Raw genomic sequence first — 24,067 nt, 5'->3', positions numbered from 1 at the left:
AGGTTGGATGTGGGAGACTTGTTACCCGTGTCGACCACCGCCGTTCACCCGCGCGTAGTGCTGCTCGCTGGGCCGTCTGGCTCCGGCAAGACCACCCTCGCCGAGCAGCTGGGCTGGCCAGTGCTCCGGCTGGACGACTTCTACCGCGAGGGCGACGACCCTGCGCTGCCCCGGGACGCCTCGGGCCGTGCCGACTGGGACCACCCCGAGGCGTGGAACGCCGACGACGCGCTGGGCGCGGTGATCGAGCTGGCGGCCACCGGGCGGGTGGCCGCGCCGATCTACTCCATCGGCGAGGACCGCAGGGTGGGCAGCCGCCACGTGGTGCTGGCCGGTGCTCCCCTGTTCTTCGCCGAGGGCCTGTTCGCCGACCGGCTGGTGGCCGACTGCCGCGAGGCCGGGGTGCTGGCCGACGCCCTGGTGCTCGCCCCGCGCGCGGCCACCACCTTCGTGCGGCGGTTCACCCGCGACGTGGCCGAGGCGCGCAAGCCGGTGTCGACCCTGCTGCGCCGCGGCCTGCGGCTGTGGCGCGAGCAGCCCGCCGTGGTCCGGCGCTGCCTGGACGCGGGCATGCGCCGGACCACCGCGGACCGGGCCGGTGCGGACATGGCCCAGTTGCTCGGTTCCTGCGTCGCCGACCCGTCCGGCACGGCCCGGGCGGCCAGTTCCTGACGGGTCAGAGCACCTGGCGCAGCGCGGCGAGGACCAGTTCGGCGCGGTCCAGGCGGGCGTTGTGGCCCATCAAGCCGATCCGCCAGACCGTGCTGGCGTACTGGCCGACCCCGCCGCCGATCTCGATGCCGTACTCGGTGAGCAGCCGGTGGCGCACCTTGGCCGAGTCCACGCCCTCGGGCACCCGGACCGTGGTCAGCTCGGGCAGCCGGTGCCCCTCCTGCGCGAACAGTTCCAGGCCCAGCTCGACCAGCCCGGTCTGCAACCGCTCGCCCGCGGCGCGGTGCCGCTCGAACACCGCGTCCAGGCCCTCTTCGAGCACCCGGCCCAGCGCGGCGTGCAGCGAGGCGATCATGGCCACCGGCGCGGTGTGGTGGTAGGTCCTGCCGCCACCGGCCGAGCCGCTGACGTAGTCCCCGATCAGGCCCAGGTCCAGGTACCAGGTCGGCGGGCGCCGCACCCGGTGCTGCCAGGCCCGCTCGGACACCGTGAACGGGGCCAGGCCCGGCGCGACGCCCAGGCACTTCTGCGTACCGGAGTAGCCCAGGTCCACACCCCACTGGTCGGCGGCGACCTCGATGCCGCCCAGCGAGGTCACACAGTCGGCCAGCACCAGGGCGTCGGCGTCCCGCTCGTGCACCGCCGTGCCCAGTGCGCCGATGTCGCTGCGCACGCCGGTGGAGGTCTCGGCGTGCACCGCGGCCACCAGCCTCGGCGCCGGGTGCGCGTCCAGCACCCGCTGCACGTCCACCGGCCTGCCGAACTCGTGCTCCACCGGCACGACCTCGGCCCCGTAGCGGCCCGCCACGTCCACCATGCGCTGACCGAACAGGCCGTTCACCGCGACGACCACCACGTCGCCGGGGCGCACCGAGTTCGCGAAGGCCGCCTCCATGCCGATCGAGCCGGTGCCCGACAGCGGCAGGGTGCGCCGGTTGGCGGTGCCCCACACGGTGCGCAACCGCTCACAGGTCTCGTCCAGTACCCGCAGGAACTCCGGGTCCAGGTGTCCCAGCAGCGGGGCCGCCAGCCCGGCGGTCGCCTCCGGGTACGGATTGGACGGTCCGGGCCCCAGCAACACTCGATCTACCAACGCCATGCCCGCAGACTAACCACCCCCGCTCCCCCGCGCGCGAGTCCCGCTCTCCGGAGCGCGAGTCCCGGCCTGGGGAGCGCGAGTCCCGCCCAGCCGCACGCGAGTCCCGGTGTGCCGAGGAGGTGGCCGTCGCCCACCCGCGCAGGGAACGGCCACCCCCTCTTTGGTCTTCAGCCAAGTTGCCCGATCGGCTCCTCCGGCTCGACCACGGTCGTGGTCGCCGCCACGACCGGTCGTTCCGCTGCCCCGGTGACCGACCGCAGCAGCACCCCGGCCACGTACGGCACCAGGTCGGTGCCACGCCGCCACAGCCAGGGAATTCCCTTGAACACCAACCACAACACGTGGTGCAGCATGGTGATCTTCCGCCCGCCGGAGCACTGCGTGCTCACCTCGCCGGGCACCAGCACCCCGTGCAGCGCCAACTGCTCGGCGAACCCGCGCGCGAGCAGGCGGTGCCCCAGCTCGGAGGGGTGCAGCCGGTCCACGCTCCAGGCCGACACCTCGTAGGCACCGGGCAGGGCGTCCAGGTCGAGGCAGGCCGCCCCCCGGTCCCTGATCACCCGGTCCACCACCGCGTTCAGGTCGGTGATCCGCCTGCGCAGCGCCCGGCGGATCGGCCCCGGCAGTCGGAACACCCGCGCGTGGTCGTGGTACCGCGCGAGCACCACGACCGCCCCGGCCGCCTGTAGTTCGCCGACCACGTGGTCCAGGTCCCGGCGCAGCCGTGCCGGGTCGAAGTCCGCGCGCATCGTGTCGTTCATGCCCGCGACGACCACCACCGCGTCCGGTCGCAGCAGGACCGCCTGCGGCAGCTGGTCGCTGCGCATCGTGCAGATCCTGGCCCCGGTGAACGACAGGTTGGCCAGCTCCGCGCCCAGCGCCTCGGCGAGCAGCGGGCCGAACCCGCGCCAGCCGCCGCCCGGCAGCGGATCGCCGAGCCCCACGCTCGTGGAGTCCCCGAGCACCACCAACGTCCCGACCTCGCGCCGGGTGGGATAGGCATCCCCGATCGCGTGCACCGTCACCCGTCCACGATCACGGCTGCACAATCACCCGCGGTGAGAACCGGGTGACACGGCGGGGACGGCTTCGCGAACAGTTCTGCCGCACGCCAGGGCGGGACTCGGACGCGGCAGAGCGGGACTCGCGGTCCTGAGGACGGGACTCGCGCCCCGCAGAGCGGGACTCGCGGGGTGGGGGGTCAGCTGAAGGCGGGGAAGAGCGGGAGTTGCACGGTGTCGGCGCCGAAGCGGGCCTCCAGGGCACTGGCCACGGCGTCCGCGTGATCGGCGACGTGTGCCTCCTGCAGGCGACCCGCGTCGTCACGCAGGCGCAGCCAGCGCGCGTGCAGGGCGCTGCTGCGGCGCGGGGACGCCAGCCTGCTGGTGACGGGCCGGTCGGCCTCACCGGGCCTGGGCAGGTACAACCAGGTCGACAGCCACACCCACAGCAGCTGGGCCTCCAGCAGCCGGGGCATCAGCACCTCGTCCTCGTCCAGGTCGGGGAAGACCTGGCTGACCTCGGCGCGCCACGCGGCGATCATCGCCTCGGTCATGCCCGCGGGCAGCCGGAACGAGCAGCCGCACAGCGGGAACGGGATGCGCAGCGCCGCGGCGTCGAGCACCACGTCCCGCACGCACCCGCCCTCGAAGTCCAGCACCCGCAGGCCCTTGCTGGTGACCAGGTGGTTGTCCGGGCAGGCGTCGGAGGGGCTGAAGGCCCGGTGCTTGGTGCTGGTCAGCAGGGCACCGGCGGCGCGGGCGTAGGCCACGGCCTGCTCCCGCACGTCCACCGCGAGCACCTCGCGGAGTAAGGCGGGCAGCTCGGACAGGGCCGCCTGGACGCGCAGCGCGATCGGGTCCTGGCCTGGCCGGGCGCCCAGCCGGCGGGTCAGCGCGTCGAAGTCGGCCTCACGCCCCGCGGTGGTGGCGTGCAGCCGGCCCAGGGACCGGGCCCAGGCCAGCAGGGAGCGCTCGGCGCCGCGGGCGTCGTGGCCCAGCAGCTTGTCGGCCAGGGTCGGCGCGCGGCCCAGGTCCTCCAGCACGATCAGCCGCTTGGCCCCGTCGTGGGCGACCAGTTCCGGGCAGATCCGGTCGTCCTGGCCCAGCGCGGTGAACAGCTGGTAGCTGACGGCCTCGTGCGGGAACGGGTCAACCGCCTCGCCGACGGGCGAGGGCTGGTAGCGCTTGACGACCAGGGTGCGCGGCAGCGAGAACGGCGTGGCCGCCACCCGCACCCGCAGCACGGTGGCCTTGCCGCTGCCGCCGAGGTCCTCCGGGTCGGCCAGCCGCACGGCGGCACCGAAGCGCCTGCTGAGCACCGCTTCCGCCGCGGCCACGGCGTCCGCGACCTCGGGGTCCAGTGCACCGTTGACGTCGGCGGGGCCGGCGGTGGTCTCCACGCTCATCCCTTCCGACCCTACTCCCCAGATGACGGGCCGAGTCCAGGCGATCGACACAATGGGCCGTGCAGCGCAACCCCGGCACCCGTTCGCGCAGGGGCCCGCGCTGGCGCACAGCACGATTTCGTGAACCTAGTAGCGAGCATTACCGCGGATCAACACAGTGCGGTAACGGGTTCGTGCATCCCGGTGAACACCGGCGCCGTTCAGACGCCGGTGTCCCCCGTACGGAGCAGAGCTCAGCCCTGCTGTTGCTCGCCCTTGACCACCGGCTTGGCGTCCACGCCGGCTTCCTTGCGCTGCTGCGCGGTGATCGGCGCGGGCGCGGCGGTCAGCGGGTCGTAGCCGCCGCCGGACTTCGGGAAGGCGATGACCTCGCGGATGGAGTCGGCACCGGCCAGCAGCATGGTGATGCGGTCCCAGCCGAAGGCGATGCCGCCGTGCGGCGGGGCGCCGTACTTGAACGCCTCCAGCAGGAAGCCGAACTTCTCCTGGGCTTCCTCCTCGCCGATGCCCATCAGCGCGAACACGCGCTTCTGCACGTCGGGGCGGTGGATACGGATCGAGCCGCCGCCGATCTCGTTGCCGTTGCAGACGAGGTCGTAGGCGTAGGCCAGCGCGTTGGCCGGGTCCTCCTCGAAGCGGTCCACCCACTCCGGGGTGGGCGAGGTGAACGCGTGGTGCACGGCGGTCCACTTGCCGCTGCCCACCGCCACGTCGTCGCCGATCTTGTCAACGGCCTCGAACAGCGGGGCGTCCACGACCCACACGAAGGACCAGGCCGACTCGTCGATCAGGCCGATGCGGCGGCCGATCTCCAGCCGGGCGGCGCCCAGCAGCGCGCGGGCCCCGTCCGGGTCGCCCGCGGCGAAGAACACGCAGTCGCCGGGGTTGGCGCCCGCGGCCTTGGCCAGGCCCTCGCGCTCGGTCTCGGACAGGTTCTTGGCCACCGGCCCGCCCAGGGTGCCGTCCTCGCCGACCAGCACGTAGGCCAGGCCCTTGTGCCCGCGCTGCTTGGCGAACTCCTGCCAGCCGTCCAGGGTGCGGCGCGGCTGGTCGGCCCCGCCGGGCATGACCACGCAGCCCACGTAGGGCGCCTGGAACACGCGGAACGGGGTCTCGGCGAAGTACTCGGTGAGCTCGGTCAGCTCCAGGCCGAAGCGCAGGTCCGGCTTGTCGGTGCCGTAGCGGGCCATCGCGTCGGCGTAGGTGATGCGCGGGATGGGCAGGCTGATCTCGTGCCCGGCCAGCTCGCTCCACAGGGCGCCGACGACGGCCTCGCCCAGCTCGATCACGTCGTCCTGCTCGACGAAGCTCATCTCGATGTCGAGCTGGGTGAACTCCGGCTGGCGGTCGGCGCGGAAGTCCTCGTCCCGGTAGCAGCGGGCGATCTGGTAGTAGCGCTCCATGCCCGCGACCATCAGCAGCTGCTTGAACAGCTGCGGGGACTGCGGCAGGGCGTACCAGGACCCGGGCGACAGGCGCGCGGGCACCAGGAAGTCGCGGGCGCCCTCGGGGGTGGAGCGGGTCAGCGTGGGGGTCTCGACCTCCAGGAACTGGCGCTCGTCGAGGACCTTGCGGGCGATGCGGCTGGCGTTGCTGCGCAGGCGCAGCGCCTTGGCCGGGCCGGAGCGGCGCAGGTCCAGGTAGCGGTGGCGCAGCCGGGCCTCCTCGCCGGGCTCCTGGCCGTCGTCGATCTGGAACGGCAGCGGGGCGGCCTCGCTGAGCACCTCGAACTCGGTGACGGTCAGCTCGATCTGCCCGGTGGGCAGCTCGGGGTTCTCGTTGCCCTCGGGCCGGATCACGACCTCGCCGATGACCTTGAGGCAGTACTCGGCGCGCAGCCGGTGGGCGCGCTCGGCCATCTCGCCCTCGCGGAAGACCACCTGGGCCACACCCGAGGCATCCCGCAGGTCGATGAAGATGACACCCCCGTGATCACGGCGGCGCGCGACCCACCCGGTCAGGGTGACGGACTGCCCGGCCTGCTCGGCTCGGAGCGTCCCGGCTTCGTGCGTGCGCATCACGGGTACTGCTCTCCTCGGTTGGTTCGGGTGACTACCTGAGCTGCCAAGGCTAGCCAATCCGGGCCACCGGGTTTCCGCTGGCCCTTACCCCACGGGTGCTCTTCGACCCGGCGACCCGGCCGGACCCCTGCCCGGTGGTGGCCGGGCTGGCGCCCAGGATCACCCGACTGGTGGACCAGTCCCCGGACGCGGTCCGGGACTCGGAGCTGTTCGGCGTGTCCGACTCCGACCCACGAGCCGGTGCGTCTGGTGGTGCGCGGTTCATGACCGTTGACTAAAGTGGTCTAAACCAAATACGGTGAGTTGCGACACGTTTCGTCCCTTTCGGGCGTTCTGACCGGTCTCCCTGCCGCCGACCGGTCGATCGCCTCCCCTGCTCACCAAGGGAGCTACGGATGTTCGGACTCAAGCGCAGGACCTGGGCGGTCGGCGGTGCGCTGCTGGCCGGTCTGGTCACCGCCACGGTGGCCGCGCCCACCTCGACGGCGCAGCCCACGCCCGACACGGCCGTGCAGGCCGCACCCGCCGCACCGACCGCGGGCAAGACGGTGCTGGGCTACTTCACCGAGTGGGGCGTCTACCAGCGCAACTACCACGTGAAGAACCTGGTCACCAGCGGGTCGGCCGCCAAGATGAACTACATCAACTACGCCTTCGGCAACACCGCGAACGGCCAGTGCACCCTGGGCGACAGCTACGCCGACTACGACAAGGCGTACTCCGCGGCCGACAGCGTGGACGGCAAGGCCGACACCTGGGACGCGGGCGCACTGCGCGGCAACTTCGGCCAGCTGCGCAAGCTCAAGAAGATGTACCCGGGCCTGAAGGTGCTGTTCTCCTTCGGTGGCTGGACCTGGTCCAGCGGGTTCACCCAGGCCGCTGCCAACCCCGCCGCCTTCGCCAGCTCCTGCTACAACCTGGTCAAGGACCCGCGCTGGGCCGATGTCTTCGACGGCATCGACATCGACTGGGAGTACCCCAACGCCTGCGGCCTCAACTGCGACAGCAGCGGGCCCGAGGCGCTGGCCAAGGTGCTGTCCGCCGTGCGGTCCAAGTTCGGCTCCGGCGCGCTGGTGACCGCGGCCATCAGCGCCGACGCCACCTCCGGCGGCAAGCTGGACAAGGCCAACTACGCCAGCGCCGCGCAGTACGTCAACTGGTACAACGTGATGACCTACGACTTCTTCGGCGGCTGGGCCAAGACCGGTCCCACCGCGCCGCACTCGCCGCTGACCTCGTACAACGGCATCCCCACCCAGGGCTTCGACACCAGCTCGGCCATCGCCAAGCTGAAGGCCAAGGGCGTGCCCGCGAACAAGCTGCTGCTGGGCATCGGCTTCTACGGCCGGGGCTGGACCGGGGTCAGCCAGGCCACGCCCGGTGGTTCCGCGACCGACGCCGCCCCCGGCACCTACGAGGCGGGCATCGAGGACTACAAGGTGCTCAAGACCAAGTGCCCGGCCAACGGCACCGTCGCGGGCACCGCTTACGCCCACTGCGGCAACCAGTGGTGGAGCTACGACACGCCCAGCACCATCTCCGGCAAGATGAACTACACCAAGAACCAGGGCCTCGGCGGCGCCTTCTTCTGGGAGGCCAGCGGGGACACCGCCAACGGTGAGCTGATCGCCGCCATGCGCGGCGGCCTGGGCTGATCGGCGGGGGGCTAGTCGTAACGACTGGACAATCCCCCGCCACTCCCAGGGGGGCGACCCCGAGTCCAGTCTACCGCCCCACCCCGACACCTGATCTTGCCGAAGATCCACATGTGGACAACTCGGCGCCTGTGGGCAAACGCCTGCGGTGACACATGGTGACCGGGTCGCGACGCAGGTCGCGGCCCGGTCACACGTTCGTCTCGATGCGGCCGGCCGAGCTAACGAAGTGCGCCCTGTCATCAGTTAACGGGGTGTGAGCCCTTGGCTGGACAACAGATCGACCACCGGCCGGGGGCCCGCCACCCACGCCCTGGTCATCGGGGTCAGCTCCTACGACGGACTGACCACGAACCTCTCGCCCCGCGCGGACCGGCGGCCGAGCAACTTCGGCCTGCGCCGCGTGGGCACACCCGCGCTCGCGGCCCTGCGCTTCGCCCAGTGGCTGGCCGATCCTGAGCGGTTCCGGCCCGCCGTGCCGTTGGCCACGATCCGCCTGCTGCTGGCGCCCTCGGCGAAGGAGTCGCAGCACCCGGCGATCTCCGCGCTGGACGAGCGGTTCCGCTCCGCGCGCACGCTGGAGGTCCAGGCGGCGCTGACGCAGTGGCGGCTGGACTGCACCGGGGACGAGCAGGGCACCGCGCTGCTCTACGTGGCCGGGCACGGGATCACGCACTCCGCCACCGCGCACACCGTGCTGTTGCAGGACTTCCCGGCTCCGGACTCGCCGCTGGACCACTCGCTGGACGTGGACAACGTGCACCGGGTGATGTCCCGGCCCGGCATGCCCCGGCGGCAGTTCTACTTCGTGGACCTCAGCCCGATCCGGCCACGCGCGTTCGTGAAGTACGCCGCGCTGGGCAGTGGGCGGTTGCTGCCCGAACCGGACAAGTCCCCGCAGACCCCGCCCCCGCCGGTCTACGCGGGCACCTCACCGGGGTTCGCCCAGGAGCTGATGGCCTGCCTGAACTCCAGGCAGCACACCGAGATCAGCGCCGAGACGCTGGTGACCGACCTGGGGCGGCGGGTCGTGACGGGCGGCCGGTTCGACGGCGCGGTGCTGCGCCGTGCCGAGGCCAGCCCGCGACCCGCTGCCCCGCTGCGGTTCACCGTTCGCAGCAACGGGATCGTGCTACCCGTGGAGCTGCGCGACGAGCACCGCCGACTGCTGGGTGCGGGCCTGAGCGAGTCGCCGCTGGCCTTCGAGGTGCCGCCGGGTGAGCTCTCCGTCCTGCTGCGGCTGCCGGACGGGTCGTGCCTGGCCGAATCCGCGCGCGAGGAGGTGCGCTTCGACCTGGACCCCGACGCGTTCGGGCTGCGGCCACACCCGGTTCAGTCCGAAGTGGACAGTCTGCCCGCCGGGTGGGCGCTGGACGTGCTGTCCATGCGAGGGATGCGCGAGTTCTCCTCGGCCACCCCGGTGGACTCGCTGGCGCGGCTGACCCGCGGCCGGTTCGGCGTGACCCCGGAGGTCGCCGGGCCGGGGACCTGGTTCCTACGCGCGGTCGGCCCGCTGGCCGCACCGCTGACGGTCGCGCTGCCCGCGTGGTCGGGGCGGGTGCAGGTGACCTTCGAGATGGGCGGGGCGGCACCCCGCGTGCTCGCGGCGCCCGCCGACGAGCACCTGCTGCCCGCGTACCGGTACCTGGCGGGCAACCAGCCCCGTCAGGCGGCGCTGCTGCTGGAGCACAAGCAGGGCGAGGAACCGACCCGCACCGTGCTCACCGGCTACGTGCTGGCCCGGCTGGGCCGGATCCGCGAATTGTCCGCGGACACCATGGCGCGGCTGCGCGCGGACTGGCCCTGGCTGACCGACGCCGCCGTGCTCGCCGGGGAACATGCCGCCACCGACGGTGACCACCAGTTGGCGATGCGGCACTTCGCCGAGACGACCCGCCTCGGGCTGCCGGTGTTCACCGACGGGTTCTCGATCCTGGTGTCCCGGCTGCGCCAGTACCTGGCCAACGACGAGATCCGCCGCGAACTGGGCCAGGACTGGCTCACCGGGGCCGCGCGGCTGTCGCGGCGGCTGGACCGGTGGTCGCCGTACGTGGACTTCTCCGCGCCGACACTGACCGTGCACAGCTCGCCCCAGCTGTTCTCAATCGACTGATCGCGGCGCCCACTGGGCGAGCGCGTCCCCGAGCAGCTTGGCCAGTTCGTCCAGGCGCCCGTCCACGTTCTCGTGCGGTCCGGCCAGCGCCACGGCGGCCACCACGGAACCACGTTCCCACACCGGCATGGCCACCGCCGCGATCCCGCGCAGCATCGGCCCGCTGTCGCCCATCGTGTACCCGTTGGCGCGCAACCGTTCCAGGTCCGCCAACAAGGTGAGCGCGGCTCCGGCGTCCCCGGGGTGCACCGCCGAGACGACGGCGTAGCGCTCGCGCTCGGGCAGGTGCGCCAGCAGCACGCGGCCCACCGCGGTCTCCGGCAGCGGGGTGCGCAGCTGCTGCACGCTGAGGTAGTTGAACGGGTCGTCGGTGCCCGCCCAGTCCACGTAGACCGAGGTGTCACCCGTTCGTATGGCCAGCACGGCGGATACGCCCGATCGCTGGTGCAGTTCTTCCAGGTAGCCATGGGTGATCGACTGCACCGGGACCAGACCCGAGCGCAGCGCCAGCACGTAGGCGCCCGCGCCGAGCCGGAACCGGTGGTCCTGCTCGTCCAGGTAGCCGACGGCCGCCAGCCCGTTGACCAGCTTCTGGATGGAGGAGACCGGTGCGTCCAGCCGCAGCGCGAGCTTGGTCAGGCTCAGTCCCTCCGGCTCGGTCACCACGGCCTCCAGGATCGCCGCGATCCGGTCCACCGCCCTGTGGTGCGGTCTGGTCATCCCGCCCACCTCCTATCTATATAGGTATCACCGTATCACATTGCGTAAACTACTTGCCCAGCGATAACTTTCTTGGTGTAGCGATCGAGCAAGGAGGCGCACGATGACAGCGACCATGGGGGCACTGGAGGGCATCAGGGTCATCGACCTGGCCACAGTGGTCATGGGCCCGTACGCGACGCAGATCCTCGGGGACCTGGGCGCCGACGTCATCAAGGTCGAGCCGCCCGCCGGGGACATGAGCCGGCTGAGCGCTCCCTACCGCAACGAGGGCATGGGCCCGCTGGCGCTCAACGTCAACCGCAACAAGCGCGCGATCTCGCTGGACCTGAAGAACCCCGAGGGCAAGAAGGTCTTCCTGGACCTGGTGGCCACCGCCGACGTGCTGGTGACCAACATGCGGCCGGGCGCGCTCAAGCGCCTCGGCCTGGACCACGAGTCGCTGGCCGAGACCAACCCGCGGCTGATCTACTGCAGCGCGCAGGGCTTCCGCGAGGACTCCGACCTGGCCGACCGGGCCGCCTACGACGAGATCGTGCAGGCCGCCTCGGGCACCGCCGACCTGATGCGCCGCACCACCGGCACGCCCACGTACATGCCGACCATCCTCGGCGACAAGGTCAGCGGCCTGACCATCGTCTACTCCGTGCTCGCCGCGCTGGTGCACAAGCAGCGCACCGGCCAGGGCCAGCACGTCGAGGTGCCGATGACCGACACCATGCTCGCCTTCAACCTGGTGGAGCACCTGTCCGGCCAGACCTACGAGCCCGCCGTGGGGCTGATGGGCTTCTCCCGCTCGCTGTCCCCCGGGCACCGCGCGGTGGCCACCAAGGACGGCTGGGCCTGCATCCTGCCCTACAGCGCCCGCAACATCGCCGACTTCTTCACCGAGGTGGGCCACCCCGAACTGGTCACCGACCCGCGCTGGGCCAACTCCGCCGCGCTGGCCGAGCACTTCGGCGACTTCTACGACTACATCGAGACCTTCGCCAAGGAGCGCACCACCGCCGAGTGGGAGCAGACCTGCGCCCGGCTGAGCATCCCGTTCGCCCCGGTGCTGGACCTCGACCACGTCACCGAGGACCCGTACGTGCGGGAGGTCGGCCTGCTGGAGACCGCCGAGCACCCCACCGAGGGCACCTACCGGGTCATCGGCTCGCCCGTGCGGTTCTCCGCGACCCCGGCCAGTGTGCGCAGGCACGCGCCGAAGCTGGGCCAGGACAACGACGAGGTGCTGACCGAGCTGGGCTACTCCGCGGACAAGCTGCGCGAGCTGGCCACGGCCGGCGTCACGGTGAGCAGGTGAGTGGGATGAGCGTGCGCACCGAGGACCGCGACGGCGTACTGGTCATCACGATCAACCGGCCGCAGGCCCGCAACGCGGTCAACGCCGAGGTGGCACAGGGCATCGCCGCCGCCGTGCGTCGACTGGACAGCGAGGGCTCGCTCGCCGTGGGCGTGCTCACCGGGGCGGGCGGCAACTTCAGCGCGGGCATGGACCTCAAGGCCTTCCTGGCCGGTGAGTCGCCTTCCGTGCCGGGCAACGGGTTCGGCGGCCTGACCGAGGCCACCGTGCGCAAGCCGCTGGTCGCCGCGGTGGACGGCTGGGCCCTGGGCGGCGGCTTCGAGCTGGCCCTGTCCTGCGACCTGATCGTCGCAGCCGAGGATGCCCGGTTCGGGCTGCCCGAGGTCAGCCGCGGGCTGGTGGCCGGCGCTGGCGGCGTGATCCGCCTGCCGCAGCGGCTCCCCCACCACCTGGCCATGGAACTGCTGCTCACCGGGGACCCGCTGCCCGCGGGCAGGGCGGCCGAGTTCGGCCTCGTCAACCGGATCGTCCCGAGTGGACAGAGCACTGTGGACGCCGCGATCGAGCTGGCACAACGGGTGCGGCGCAACGCCCCGCTCGCGCTGGCCGCTGTCAAGCAGATCGTCCGTGCCAGCCAAGGGGTCGACGACGCGACCGCGTTCACCGCGCAGCGCGAGCTGACCGCCTCGCTGGCCTCCTCCGAAGACGTCCGCGAAGGCGCCCGAGCCTTCGCCGAGAAGCGCACACCAGTCTGGAAGGGGCGCTGAGATGAAGGCAGAACAGGTGGTGCGGGCACTGACGACCCCGCTGGCCAGCCCCGCCTACGCCAGGACCGTCGCCCGGTTCACCGACCGCGAGTACCTCAACATCGTCTACCGCACGGACCCGGACGCGCTGCGCGCCGTGGTGCCCGAGCCGCTGGAGATCGACGAACCGCTGGTCCGGTTCGAGGTCATGAAGATGAACGAGGTCACCTCCTTCGGCCCGTACACCGAGGCGGGCCAGGTGATCCCGGTCCGGCTGGGCGCCGAGCGCGGCGAGTACCTGCACGCGATGTACCTGGACAACTTCGGGGCCACCGTGGCAGGACGGGAGATCGCCGCCTACCCCAAGGTGGCCGGTACACCGAAGCTGTTCACCGACAGCGGCGCGCTGGTCGGCACCCTGGACTACGGCACGCTGCGGGTCGCCACCGCGACGATGGGCTACAAGCACCACGCGCTGGACCTGGACGCCGCCCGCGAGCAGATCACCACACCCACGTACATGCTCAAGATCGTGCCGGGCTACGACGGCACGCCCAGGGTCTGCGAGCTGGTGCGCACGCGGATCACCGACGTGGTGGTCAAGCAGGCCTGGACCGGTCCGGCCCGCCTGCAACTGTTCCAGCACGCGCTGGCCCCACTGGCCGACCTGCCCGTGCTCGAGGTCGTCTCGGCCAGCCACATCCTCACCGACCTCACCCTGTCCGGTGTCCGGCCGGTGCACGACTACCTCACGGAGGCGCGGTCATGAAGATCGCCATCATCGGTGCGGGCACGATCGGCCTGTCCTGGGCCACCCTGTTCCTGAGCAAGGGCCACACCGTCACCGTCAGCGACCCCCGGCCGGACCTGGCCCAGGTCGTGCCGCGGGGCGCCCTGCTCGCCGAGCCGGTGGAGCAGGCGGTCGCCGAGGCCGAGGTGGTGCAGGAGAACGGCCCCGAGCGCATCGAGTTCAAGCAGGACCTGTTCGCCGCCATCGAGAAGGCGGCCCCGTCCGACGCGTTGATCCTGTCGTCCACCTCGGGTCTGGTGGCCAGCGCGATGAGCGAGAAGATGGCCGAGCCCGGCCGCCTGATCGTCGGGCACCCGTTCAACCCGCCGCACATCCTGCCCCTGGTCGAGCTCGTGCCCAGCCCCGCCACCCCCGATGCGCTGGTGCGGCGCGCCCGCGAGTTCTACCGCTCGCTGGGCAAGGTGCCCGTGCTGGTGCACAAGGAGGTCGACGGCTTCGTCGCCAACCGCCTGCAACACGTGCTGTTCCGCGAGTGCGTGAGCCTGGTGGAGCAGGGCGTGGTGTCCGTCGCCGAACTGGACGAGATCGTCACCAACTCGGTGGGCGTGCGCTGGGCCACGGTCGGCCCGTTCCAGGCCTTCCACCTGGGCGGCGGCCCCGGCGGGCTGCGCCACATGATGGCGCACCTGATGACCGACATCGAGCCGGAGACCGCGGCGCGGCTGGCCGAGGCCGCCGAGCGGGAGTACCCGCTGGAGAACTACGAGCAGCTGTGCGAAATGCGGGATCGCCTGCAGTCGGCGATCATCGAGCTGAAGGGTGGTGTCAACTGATGAACACCGGTGACTTCTACGACTTCCAGGGCCTGTTGACCGGGGAAGAGCGCGAGATCGTGGCCAGGACCAGGAAGTTCCTGGAGAACGAGGTGGCCCCGATCGCCAACCAGGCCTGGGCCGACGCCGAGTTCCCGCACGAGATCGTCAAGGGCTTCGCCGAACTGGACATCGCCGGGCTGGCCTACCGTGGCGCCCGCAGCCTGCTCACCGGGTTCCTTGCGCTGGAGATGAACCGGGTCGACCCCTCGCTGGCCACGTTCTTCGGCGTGCACAGCGGTCTGGCCATGGGCAGCATCAACCGCTGCGGCTCGGAGGAGCAGAAGCAGCGCTGGCTGCCCGCGATGTCCCGGATGGAGAAGATCGGCGCCTTCGCGCTGACCGAACCGCACGGCGGGTCCGACGTGGCCGGTGGCCTGGAGACCACCGCGCGCCGGGACGGTGACCAGTGGGTGCTCAACGGGGCCAAGCGCTGGATCGGCAACGCCACCTTCGCCGACCTGATCGTGGTGTGGGCCCGCGACGAGGCCGACAACAAGGTCAAGGGCTTCGTGGTGGAGAAGGGCACGCCCGGCTTCACCGCGACCAAGATCGAGCACAAGATGGCCCTGCGCACCGTGCAGAACGCCGACATCACGCTGACCGACTGCCGGGTGCCCGAGGCCAACCGCCTGCAGAACGCGCACGGCTTCCGCGACACCGCCGACATCCTGCGGCAGACCCGCGGCGGCGTGGCCTGGCAGGCCGTGGGCGTCATGATGGGTGCCTACGAGCTGGCACTGGACTACGCCAAGCAGCGCGTGCAGTTCGGCAAGCCCATCGCCGGTTTCCAGCTGGTGCAGGACCTGCTGGTGAAGATCCTCGGCAACGTCACCTCCTCGCTGGCGGTCGTCGTGCGGCTGTCGCAGTTGCAGGACCAGGGCGTCTACCGGGACGAGCACTCCTCACTGGCCAAGGCCCTGTGCACCGTGCGCATGCGCGAGGCCGTGGGCTGGGCCCGGGAGATCCTGGGCGGCAACGGGATCGTGCTCGACTACAACGTGGGCCGGTTCGTCGCCGACGCCGAGGCGGTCTACTCCTACGAGGGCACCCGCGAGATCAACTCGCTGGTGACCGGGCGGGCGATCACCGGGCTGAGCGCCTTCGTGTGACCAACATGTCATGAAGGTGCCGTTTGAGACATCTAGTGTCTCAAACGGCACCTTCATGACTTGCGCGTTCGTGGTCCACGATCACCTGGGCCAGCGCGCGGTGTGCCGCGGTCTCGGCGTCACGGTGCCAGATCAGCGCGCGGCTGGCCTCGGGCAGCCCGGTCACCGGCACCACGCCGAGGTCCCGGCGCCACAGGGCGGCGGCGGTCGGCGCGCAGAACAGCATGGCCCCGCGGTCGGCGGCGATCATGGACAGGCCCTCCTGCAGGGTGCTGATCCGCGGGCCGCGCGGGATGGGCAGCCCGGCGGGAGTGCTCGTGGGTGCCATGGACTCCCGCCAGTAGCGCGGCGCGGGACCGGCGACGTCGATCAGCGGGCAGCCCGCCAGTTCCTCGGCGGACAGCGCCTCGCGAGCGGCCAGGGCGTGCCGCGCCGCGAGGACCAGGGTCTGCGGGTGGCGCGCGAACGTGGCGCCGAGCATGAGGTCCGGCTCGTGCACCGGTCCGAGCACGAGCGCGGCGTCCACCTCGCCCCGGCGCACGGCGCCGAACGGGTCGGACAGCGGCAGTTCGACGAATTCCAGGTGGCAGGCCGGGTTCTGCCGACCGAACGTGCCGGTCAGCTCGCTCAGCGGCTCGTCGAACATGCCGACGAACCCCAGTCGCAGCACCCCGAGCACCCCGCGCGCGGCGGCCCGCGCCTGCTCGACCACCCCGTGCAGACCGGTGTAGGCGGGCCGCAGCTCGGTGAGGAACCGCGCGCCGAACGGGGTCGGCCGCACCCGCCTGCTGGTCCGGTCGAACAGCCGCGCGCCGAGCCGGTCCTCCAGGGAGCGCAGCAGCTGGCTGACCCGCCCCTGGGAGAGGTAGAGCCGCTCGGCGGTCCGCCCGAAGTGCAGTTCCTCGCCCAGCACCAGTGCGCACTCCAGTTCGCGCAGGTCCAGTCCGGTCACGTCGTCCCCCTGATCGATGAGTCCGACTAATGCAAGGTTGCGATCTTCGTCGTTGTTCCCGGCCCGCCCGCGGTCGAGCCTTGAGCCATGATCAGGTCTTGGTTCGCGGTGTCGGCGGTAGCCATCGGCACCTTCAGCGTTGTCACCAGCGAGATGGTGCCGGTCGGCCTGCTGCCGGTGATCGGGGCGGACCTGGGCGCCGCCGAGGGCACGACCGGGCTCACCGTGACCGTCCCCGGCCTGGTCGCCGCCCTGGGCGCGCCCGCGGTCGCGGTGCTGATCGGCCGCTGGGACCGCCGTCACGTGCTGTGCGCGCTCATGGCCCTGTTGGCCGCCGCCAACCTGCTGTCGGCACTGGCTCCCGCCCTGCCGTTGCTGCTCGCCGCCCGCGTGCTGGTCGGCCTGTGCATCGGCGGTTTCTGGACGATCGCCGCAGGGCTCGGAGCCCGGTTGGTGCCCGAGCGGTCGGCGGGCCTGGCCACCTCGCTGGTGTTCAGCGGGATCGCCGCCGCCTCGGTGCTCGGCGTGCCCGCTGGCACGCTGGTCGGCCAGTTCGCCGGTTGGCGCGCCGCGTTCCTCGCCGTCGGCGTGCTGGCACTGGTCGTGCTGGCCGCCCTGCTCGTGCTGCTGCCCCCGCTGCCCGGCGGCGGATCGGTGCGGCTGACCGGCGCGCGCCGGCTGCGCATCCCGCTGGTCGTGACGATGTTGCTGGTCCCCGGCCATTTCGCCGCCTACACCTACGTGCGCCCGCTGCTGGAGCAGCGCTCGGGGGTGGCCGCCGACTCGATCAGTGTGCTGCTGCTGGTCTACGGGGTCGCGGGCATCTGCGGCACGTTCCTCGCGGGCGCCCTGACCCGCAGGTCGGCGCGCGGCACCGTGCTCGGCCTGAGCGCGCTGATCGCCGCCGTGCTCGCACTACTGGTGCTGTTCGGTGCGGGCCAGCCCGCGGCGATCGGCCTGCTCGTGCTGTGGGGCCTGGGCTACGGCGGCGTGTCCGTCAGCCTGCAAACCTGGTTGCACACTGTGGCACCGGACATGCCGGAGACCGGATCCGCGCTGTTCACCGCCGCGTTCAACCTCGCCATCGCCCTCGGCGCACTGGCGGGCGGCACCGTGCTGGACGGCCTCGGCCCGGTGGCCGTGCTCGTACTGGGCTGCGCCCTGACCGCGCTGGCGGCGTTGGTCAGCGCCAACCCCACCCGCGAGTCCCGCTCAGCCGCGCGCGAGTCCCGCTCTGGTGCCCGCGAGTCCCGCTCAGCCGTTGGGTGAATCCCGCTCTAGTGCCCCGCGACCTGCTCCATGGCGGAGCTGAGCACGATCAACTGGTCCCGCACGGTGCCCAGGTCGCGCGCGCAGACCTGGGTGTCCGGGCTGGCCCCCTTGGCACCGCACTGCCCGCGCTGGTAGTCGCCGCCCGCGCTGGCGAGCTTGTCCACGGCGGTGGCGATGTCGGTGGCCCGCGTGCTCTTCTCCGTGGCGGCCTTGATGGCCGCGGACAGGTTGACCACCTCGGTGACGAACCGATCGCACTCGGGGTAGACGGTCTCCGCGGTGACGCTCTGGCACTGGTCGGCCTGTAGGGCGCGCAGCTTCACCTGGAGATCGGGGAGTTCGGCGCCGACCTTCACCGCGGGGCGCTGAGCGGGTCCCAGTTCACTGCCGCAGCCCGCGGTGAGCACGGCGAGGGAAGCACAGATCAGCAGCACTGCTCGACGGGGATTGCGCACGACGGCCAGCCTACGCGCGGGCTCACCCCGGTTCCGCACGCCTATCGGGGGTTGGCGTGCGGACCGGGGCGTGCCGCGTCGTGGATCACACCTGGCTGGCGTGCCCACCCCCGGCCACCAGGCCGGGGAGTCCTGGCAGCGGCAGGCCACCGCCGGTGACGTCCTGGAATCCGCGCACCGCACCGTCGACGGCACCACCGAAGGCGCCACCGGCCACGGCACCGGCGAACTGTCCGCCCGCGTTGCCGATCGCGCCGCCCACCGGGGCGGCCGGTCCGGCGATGGCCCCGCCGATGGCGGTACCGGCCGCGGTGCCCACCGCGCCGCCGACGGCCCTGCCCACCTCGCTGGCGGGCTTGGCGGTACCGGTCGCGGTGCCGGTGGCCCCGCCGATGCCGCCGTCGATCGCGCCGCCGAAGGCCCCACCGGCCACCCCACCGCCCAGCTTGCCGCCGAGCTTGCCGAACTGCTCACCGGCCTGCTTGCCCTCGCCGTTCTTGTTGCCCAGCAAGCCATCGCCCACGGTGCCCACCGTGCCGCCGACGAAGCCGCCGAGGTCGCTGCCCGCCTTCTCGCCGACCTCGATGCCGGTGCTGGTGAAGTCGGTGATGTCGATCGGGTCCAGCGCGGGCGCGTCGGCCACCTTGGGCTGCACCGGGGCGGGTGCCGCGCTGGCCGTGCTCGCCAACGGGAACAGCAGGGTGCCCGCGACCAGTCCACCGCCGACCACCACCGACAACGGGCTGGTCTTCGGCACGCGCTTGAGACTGTGACGGCCCACTGGATTCTCCTGTCCAACGCCGAGGAATACCTGGAGTGCGGGAACAGTAGCCAGTGGTACCACAACAAACCGCGAGTATGTGAGTCATTCCATTGGTCGCAGGCAACCGTTGTCAGCCCGGTGACAAGCCTGTCAGCGCCAACTGTCCGCCAGGTTCAGCGCGGTGGAGGAACCGGTGCTCGCGGACCTGTTCGGATCGGATTCCCAGACCGTTGAACCATCCTGCCCCCGCTTGACGTACTTGTACTGGAAGGAGGTGTTCGCGGGCAGCGAGACCGTTGCCGACCAGTTCGGATAACCGGCCGAGGACAGCGGGACGCCGTTGGCCGGGTTCCAGCCGCCCAATGCCGGAATTGATCCGACCACGTAGACGTTCTGCCCCCACGAGGTGTTGGCGTTCTCGGTGAATGTCGCCGCGACCCGTGCCCCGGAAATGCGCGCGCCCACGTGGATCGCAATCGCGTCCATCGGGCCGACCGTGGTTCTCGCCGTGCCCGAGGAATCCACGCTGATCACCGGACCGGTGCAGGAGCCGCCGCTGAGCTCGCCGTGCAGCACGTCGCAGTAGTCACCGGCGGGCAGCCCCGTGGTGAAGGCCCGCGACAGCGTGCCGCCCTCCTTGTTGATCGCCACGAACCCGGAGCCGCCCCGGCTGAACGCGATCTGGTTGCTGCCGTCGGACCACCAGTTGGCCACCGGCGTGCCCGCCACGGCGTTGTGCAAGCCCACCATGTTCGCGGCCCAGCGCTGCCGGTGCTCGCACTGCCAGCCGCTGCCGCAGGTGACCGCCGACACCATGCCGTTGGCCGCGCTCGGCGGGGACTGGTCGTTGCCGCTGAAGTCGAAGCTGGACATCACGGTGGGCGTGCCGTAGTCCCAGGCCAGCCCGAACACCGTTGCCAGCTGGTAGATCGCGCCGTCCTTGTAGGACAGGGTGCTGCCGTTGCGCTGCGTGTCGTGGTTGTCCACGAACACCACGGCCTTGTTGCCGGGCTCCATGCCCCAGGACTGCCCGAACCCGTTGAGGTCGGCGAGGTTGCCGCTGGCGAACTTCGCCTTGAGGTTCGTGCCGTAGCGGAACTCCAGCAGGTCGCCGGTCCCCTCGTACTGCTGTGGCTGCACCGCCTCGCCCGCGCCGTAGATCACCTCCTGGTACAGGTAGGTCGGCTTGGACAGCTTCGCCTCGATGCCCGCGATGTCGTTGGGGTTGATGTGTTTGACCGCGTCCACCCGGAACCCGTCGACCCCCAGCGACAGCAGGTCGTTGAGGTAACCCGCGATCCTGCCCCGCACGTAGTCGTGCTCGGTGTAGAGGTCCGCCAGCTGCACCAGCTCGCACTCCTGGACCTCGGCCTGGCTGCCGTAGTTGTGGATCTGCCCGTCCGGCTGCGGGCACGGGTCCGGGTGGTGGTGGAAGTCCGCCGAGGAGTACGTCCCCGGGTAGGTGTACTTGTCCGGGGCGGTGCTGCCCCCATACCCCGTGCTGGCCTGACCGGCCATGTGGTTGATCACCGCGTCCGCGTACACCTTGACGCCCGCCGCGTGACAGGCGCTCACCATCGCCGCGAACTGCTCCCGGTTGCCCATGCGGCTGGTCAGCTGGTAGCTGACCGGCTGGTAGACCTCCCACCACGGGTGGCCCGCCACGCTCGCGGACTCCTCCGGCGGCGAGACCTGCACCGCCCCGTACCCCTTGGGGCCCAACTGATTGCCGCACTCGGCCGCCACCGAGGTCCACGGCCACTCGAACAGGTTCGCGATCACGTCATGGCCCCCGCCCGGCGGGCTGGCCGCCGCGGCAGCCGGGAGGACGCTCGCCAGTAGTGCGGTCACCAGTGCCACGCTGCGCCAGTGGGACGACATGCCCAGCAGGATGCGCGCGCCGATCAGTACCGGTCAAGACCGCGCGTGTCGGACACTCCGGTACGGCGTGTCGGACGTTCCGGTACAAACTCCCACCAGCTGGGAAAACGTATCGGGAGCGCCGACACACCGCACGGGAATGTCCGACACGCGGGGCTGGTCGGGGTGGGTCAGTACGACCTGGGCAGCTTCAGGGTGTGCTGGGACACGAAGTTGAGGATCATCTCGCGGCTGACCGGCGCGATGCGGCCCACCCGCGTCGCCCCCAGCAGCGCGCCGAGGCCGTACTCGGTGGCGAGGCCGTTGCCGCCGTGCACCTGGATGGCCTGGTCCACCGTGTCCTTCGCCGCCTCCGCCGCCGCGTACTTGGCCATGTTCGCCGCCTCGCCGGCCGCCTTGTCCTGACCGGAGTCGTAGAGCGCGGCGGCCTTCTGGGTCATCAGCCTGGCCAGCTCGATCTGCACGGCGCAGTGCGCCAGCGGGTGGGCCAGCCCCTGGTGGGCGCCGATGGGCGTGTCCCAGACCTTGCGGGTGCGGGCGTAGTCGGTGGCCTTGGCCATGGCGAAGCGGGCCAGTCCCGTGGAGAAGGACGCGGCCATGATCCGCTCGGGGTTGAGCCCGGCGAACAACTGGCCGATACCGGCGTCGGGCGAGCCCACCAGCGCGTCGGCGGGCAGGCGCACCTCGTCGAAGAACAGGGTGAACTGCTTCTCCGGGGAGACGATGTCCATCTCGATGGGCTGGAACTCGAAGCCGGGCGCGTCGGTGGGCACGATCATCAGGGACGGCAGCAGCCGCTGGCCCTTGTCGTCCACGTGCCGCGCGACGACGAGCACCGCGTCGACCTCGTCCACCCCGGAGATGTAGTACTTGCGGCCGTTGAGCACCCACTCCTCGCCCTCGCGGCGGATCGAGGTGGACAGCCGGTGCGAGTTGGACCCGGCGTCGGGTTCGGTGATCGCGAAGGCCATCTTCAGCGTGCCGTCGGCGAACCCGGGCAGCCACTGCTGCTTCTGCGCCTCGGTGCCGAAGCGGGCGATCACCGTGGCGCAGATCGCGGGCGAGACGACCATCAGCAGCATCGGGCAGCCCACCGCGGCCAGTTCCTCGCAGACCGCGGCCAGGTCGCCGATCCCGCCGCCGCCACCGCCGAACTCCTCCGGCACGGCCACGCCGAGGTAGCCCAGCTTGCCCGCCTCGGTCCACAGCTCGGTGGTCTTCTCCCCCGCCCTGGCCTTGGCGTTGAAGTACTCGTGCCCGTAGCGCGCGCCGAAATCGGCCACCGCGGACCGCAGCGCCTGGCGCTCCTCGCTCTCGGTGAAACTCATGACTGGCTGCCCTCCGACGGTTCCACGACAGCGAGCACGGCGCCCGCCTCGACCTGTTGCCCGGGCCGCACCACCAGCTGGGCGAGCACCCCGCTGGCCGCCGCGACAACCCGGTGTTCCATCTTCATCGCCTCCAGCACGAGCAGTTCCTCGCCCGCGCTGACCTGTGCGCCCTCGGCCACGCTGACCCGCACCACGGTGCCGGGCATCGGCGCGACCGTGGCGCCCTCGGCCACCTTGTCCGCCGAGTCGGGGAACCTCGGCACGACGCCCAGGCTCACCGAGCCCTGCGCCGAGTCCACCACCACGACCTCACCGTGCCGGGACACCGCGAAGCTCTGCCGCAGGCCGTCCAGCTCCAGCACGACCTCGTCCGCGCTGGCCCGAACCAGTTGCGGCCCTTCGGGTACGACCAGGGCGCCGAGCCGGTCGAACCGGTAGTCCACGTCGATCCGCTCCTCGCCGAGCAGGAAGCCGCGCCGCTGCGACTGGGAGGCCACGTTGCGCCAGCCCAGCGGCAGCCGCCCGCGACCGGCGTGCGCCAGCGCGATCGCCGCCGCCAGCGCACTGGGCCGCACATCGCGCACCAGCGGCTGGGCCAGCAGGTCCAGGCCGATCCGGTCCAGGTAGCCGGTGTCGGTGTCCCCAGCCAGGAACGCCTTGTCCCGCAACACGTTCACCAGCAGGTCGCGATTGGTGAGCACGCCGTGGATCCGCGCCGAGGCCAGCGCGGCGGCGAGCCTGCGCGCGGCGGAGGCCCGGTCGGGACCCCACGCGATGACCTTCGCCAGCATCGGGTCGTAGTGCACGCCGACTACCGTGCCGTCCACGACCCCGCTGTCCAGCCGCAGGCCGTACCCGCCCGGCACGGCGAACTCGGCGTCCACATCGGACATTGTGAACCGGTGCAGGGTCCCGCTCTGCGGGCGCCAGTCGTGCGCCGGGTCCTCCGCGTAGAGCCGGACCTCGATGGCGTGGCCGTTCGGGGTCGGCGGCCGCTCGGGCAGCGCCGCGCCCTCGGCGATGGCCAACTGCCAGCGGACCAGGTCCACCCCGTACACGCACTCGGTGACCGGGTGCTCGACCTGCAACCGGGTGTTGACCTCCAGGAAGTGAATGGTTCCCTTGGCGGACAACAGGAACTCGACCGTGCCCGCGCCGACGTAGGAGATCGACCGGGCCGCGGCGACCGCCGCCGTGAACAGGCGCTCGCGGATCTGCGGCGTGACAGCGGGGCTCGGCGTCTCCTCGACGATCTTCTGGTGCCTGCGCTGGATGGAGCACTCGCGCTCGCCCAGCGCCCACACCGTGCCGTGCGAGTCGGCGAGGACCTGCACCTCCACGTGCCGCGCGCCCTCCAGCAGCGGCTCGCAGAACACCGTGCCGTCACCGAAGGCGGACTCGGCCTCACGCCGGGCCGCCGCGACCTCCTCGGGCAGGTCGGCGAGCACCCGCACCACGCGCATACCGCGCCCGCCACCCCCGGCCGAGGCCTTGATCAGCACCGGCAGGTCGTCCTCGGTGACGGTCGCCGGATCCAGCTCGGTGAGCACCGGAACACCTTCGGCGGCAACACGTTTCTTCGCCTCGACCTTGGAGCCCATCGCCTCGATCGACTCCGGCGAGGGACCCACCCAGGTCAACCCGGCCTCGAGCACGGCGCGGGCGAACCCAGCGTTCTCCGACAGGAAGCCGTAACCGGGGTGCACGGCATCGGCACCGGCCGCGCGCGCGGCCTCGATCACCGCCTCGGCGCGCAGGTAGGTCTGCGCGGGCGTCGCTCCGGGCAGCCGCACGGCGTGGTCGGCCTCGGCCACGAAGGGCGTGTCGGCGTCGGGATCGGAGTAGACCGCCACCGGGGAGATGCCCAGCGCGCGGCAGGACCGGAACACCCGGCGGGCGATCTCGCCCCGGTTGGCAACAAGAAGTCGCGTGATCATCC

At 71.6% G+C, this 24,067-nt stretch carries 21 protein-coding genes; 10 read left to right on the top strand and 11 right to left on the bottom strand.

The window, feature by feature from the left end; genetic code table 11:
• Positions 1–27: 27 nt before the first annotated feature.
• Positions 28–672 (top strand): uridine kinase family protein, encoded by a 645-nt coding sequence (locus KALB_RS13380; RefSeq protein ID WP_025356222.1) that lies wholly within the window; start codon positions 28–30, stop codon positions 670–672.
• Between the two features lie 4 nt (positions 673–676).
• On the opposite strand, the gene KALB_RS13375 is transcribed toward KALB_RS13380, so the two are convergent.
• From KALB_RS13375 to aspS, 4 genes are all read right to left on the bottom strand, one after another.
• A complete protein-coding gene (locus KALB_RS13375; protein ID WP_025356221.1) occupies positions 677–1,771 on the bottom strand; it encodes a pyridoxal-phosphate-dependent aminotransferase family protein in 1,095 nt (364 codons plus the stop codon).
• A gap of 167 nt (positions 1,772–1,938) precedes the next feature.
• A complete protein-coding gene (locus KALB_RS13370; RefSeq protein WP_063750738.1) occupies positions 1,939–2,796 on the bottom strand; it encodes an SGNH/GDSL hydrolase family protein in 858 nt (285 codons plus the stop codon).
• Positions 2,797–2,972: 176 nt separating this feature from the next.
• On the bottom strand, positions 2,973–4,178 hold the full coding sequence (locus KALB_RS13365) for a hypothetical protein (RefSeq protein ID WP_025356219.1): 1,206 nt from the start codon (positions 4,176–4,178) through the stop codon (positions 2,973–2,975).
• A 233-nt stretch (positions 4,179–4,411) separates the two neighbouring features.
• Positions 4,412–6,199, bottom strand: coding sequence for an aspartate--tRNA ligase (gene aspS, locus KALB_RS13360; protein ID WP_025356218.1), 1,788 nt, complete (start codon positions 6,197–6,199; stop codon positions 4,412–4,414).
• Between the two features lie 95 nt (positions 6,200–6,294).
• On the opposite strand from aspS, the gene KALB_RS13355 reads away from it, so the two are divergent.
• The 3 genes from KALB_RS13355 to KALB_RS13345 all read left to right on the top strand — a co-directional run bounded on the left by KALB_RS13355 (position 6,295) and on the right by KALB_RS13345 (position 9,967).
• On the top strand, positions 6,295–6,477 hold the full coding sequence (locus tag KALB_RS13355; protein ID WP_025356217.1) for a hypothetical protein: 183 nt from the start codon (positions 6,295–6,297) through the stop codon (positions 6,475–6,477).
• A 117-nt stretch (positions 6,478–6,594) separates the two neighbouring features.
• A complete protein-coding gene (locus KALB_RS13350) occupies positions 6,595–7,854 on the top strand; it encodes a glycoside hydrolase family 18 protein (protein ID WP_025356216.1) in 1,260 nt (419 codons plus the stop codon).
• Between the two features lie 256 nt (positions 7,855–8,110).
• Positions 8,111–9,967 carry a hypothetical protein gene (locus KALB_RS13345; protein WP_025356215.1) on the top strand — a complete coding sequence of 619 codons (1,857 nt, stop codon included), beginning with the start codon at positions 8,111–8,113 and terminating at the stop codon, positions 9,965–9,967.
• Here the strand turns inward: KALB_RS13345 and KALB_RS13340 are convergent.
• The gene (locus tag KALB_RS13340; RefSeq protein ID WP_025356214.1) at positions 9,956–10,687 is read right to left on the bottom strand and encodes an IclR family transcriptional regulator; all 732 of its coding nucleotides are present in this window, start codon (positions 10,685–10,687) and stop codon (positions 9,956–9,958) included. The genes KALB_RS13345 and KALB_RS13340 overlap by 12 nt on opposite strands.
• A gap of 103 nt (positions 10,688–10,790) precedes the next feature.
• Here KALB_RS13340 and KALB_RS13335 point away from each other — a divergent pair, with 103 nt between their 5' ends.
• Genes KALB_RS13335 through KALB_RS13315 form a run of 5 tightly spaced genes read left to right on the top strand, consistent with a single transcriptional unit; the run spans position 10,791 to position 15,474 of the window.
• Positions 10,791–11,993, top strand: coding sequence for a CaiB/BaiF CoA transferase family protein (locus KALB_RS13335; protein WP_025356213.1), 1,203 nt, complete (start codon positions 10,791–10,793; stop codon positions 11,991–11,993).
• A 5-nt stretch (positions 11,994–11,998) separates the two neighbouring features.
• On the top strand, positions 11,999–12,760 hold the full coding sequence (locus tag KALB_RS13330) for a crotonase/enoyl-CoA hydratase family protein (RefSeq protein WP_030108812.1): 762 nt from the start codon (positions 11,999–12,001) through the stop codon (positions 12,758–12,760).
• Between the two features lies 1 nt (position 12,761).
• Positions 12,762–13,508 (top strand): acetoacetate decarboxylase, encoded by a 747-nt coding sequence (locus KALB_RS13325; RefSeq protein WP_025356211.1) that lies wholly within the window; start codon positions 12,762–12,764, stop codon positions 13,506–13,508.
• Positions 13,505–14,323, top strand: a complete 819-nt coding sequence (locus KALB_RS13320) for a 3-hydroxyacyl-CoA dehydrogenase NAD-binding domain-containing protein (RefSeq protein WP_025356210.1) — start codon at positions 13,505–13,507, stop codon at positions 14,321–14,323. The genes KALB_RS13325 and KALB_RS13320 overlap by 4 nt, the downstream gene beginning before the upstream one ends.
• A complete protein-coding gene (locus KALB_RS13315; RefSeq protein WP_025356209.1) occupies positions 14,323–15,474 on the top strand; it encodes an acyl-CoA dehydrogenase family protein in 1,152 nt (383 codons plus the stop codon). The genes KALB_RS13320 and KALB_RS13315 overlap by 1 nt, the downstream gene beginning before the upstream one ends.
• Before the next feature lie 40 nt (positions 15,475–15,514).
• Here the strand turns inward: KALB_RS13315 and KALB_RS13310 are convergent, their stop codons facing one another.
• A complete protein-coding gene (locus KALB_RS13310) occupies positions 15,515–16,426 on the bottom strand; it encodes a LysR family transcriptional regulator (RefSeq protein WP_025356208.1) in 912 nt (303 codons plus the stop codon).
• Positions 16,427–16,513: 87 nt separating this feature from the next.
• Between KALB_RS13310 and KALB_RS13305 the strand changes: the two genes are divergently transcribed.
• Positions 16,514–17,695: an MFS transporter gene (locus tag KALB_RS13305; RefSeq protein ID WP_063750741.1), complete on the top strand. Its 1,182-nt coding sequence runs from the start codon at positions 16,514–16,516 to the stop codon at positions 17,693–17,695.
• A gap of 8 nt (positions 17,696–17,703) precedes the next feature.
• Here KALB_RS13305 and KALB_RS43870 read toward each other — a convergent pair whose 3' ends face one another.
• From KALB_RS43870 to KALB_RS13280, 5 genes are all read right to left on the bottom strand, one after another.
• Entirely contained in the window at positions 17,704–18,153 is a 450-nt protein-coding gene (locus tag KALB_RS43870; RefSeq protein ID WP_148309460.1) for a hypothetical protein, read from the bottom strand.
• An 85-nt stretch (positions 18,154–18,238) separates the two neighbouring features.
• Entirely contained in the window at positions 18,239–18,910 is a 672-nt protein-coding gene (locus tag KALB_RS13295; RefSeq protein ID WP_025356205.1) for a hypothetical protein, read from the bottom strand.
• A 156-nt stretch (positions 18,911–19,066) separates the two neighbouring features.
• Positions 19,067–20,797, bottom strand: a complete 1,731-nt coding sequence (locus KALB_RS13290) for a carbohydrate-binding module family 20 domain-containing protein (protein WP_025356204.1) — start codon at positions 20,795–20,797, stop codon at positions 19,067–19,069.
• A 170-nt stretch (positions 20,798–20,967) separates the two neighbouring features.
• Positions 20,968–22,125 carry an acyl-CoA dehydrogenase family protein gene (locus KALB_RS13285; RefSeq protein ID WP_025356203.1) on the bottom strand — a complete coding sequence of 386 codons (1,158 nt, stop codon included), beginning with the start codon at positions 22,123–22,125 and terminating at the stop codon, positions 20,968–20,970.
• Positions 22,122–24,065: an ATP-binding protein gene (locus KALB_RS13280; protein ID WP_025356202.1), complete on the bottom strand. Its 1,944-nt coding sequence runs from the start codon at positions 24,063–24,065 to the stop codon at positions 22,122–22,124. Before KALB_RS13280 ends, KALB_RS13285 begins: the two co-directional genes overlap by 4 nt.
• Between the last annotated feature and the right edge of the window lie 2 nt (positions 24,066–24,067).

This window comes from Kutzneria viridogrisea DSM 43870 (assembly GCF_000525635.1).
Lineage (GTDB): Bacteria > Actinomycetota > Actinomycetes > Mycobacteriales > Pseudonocardiaceae > Kutzneria > Kutzneria viridogrisea.
The sequence above is the reverse complement of the archived record's forward strand: the minus strand, read 5'-3'. Positions and strand labels throughout refer to the sequence as shown.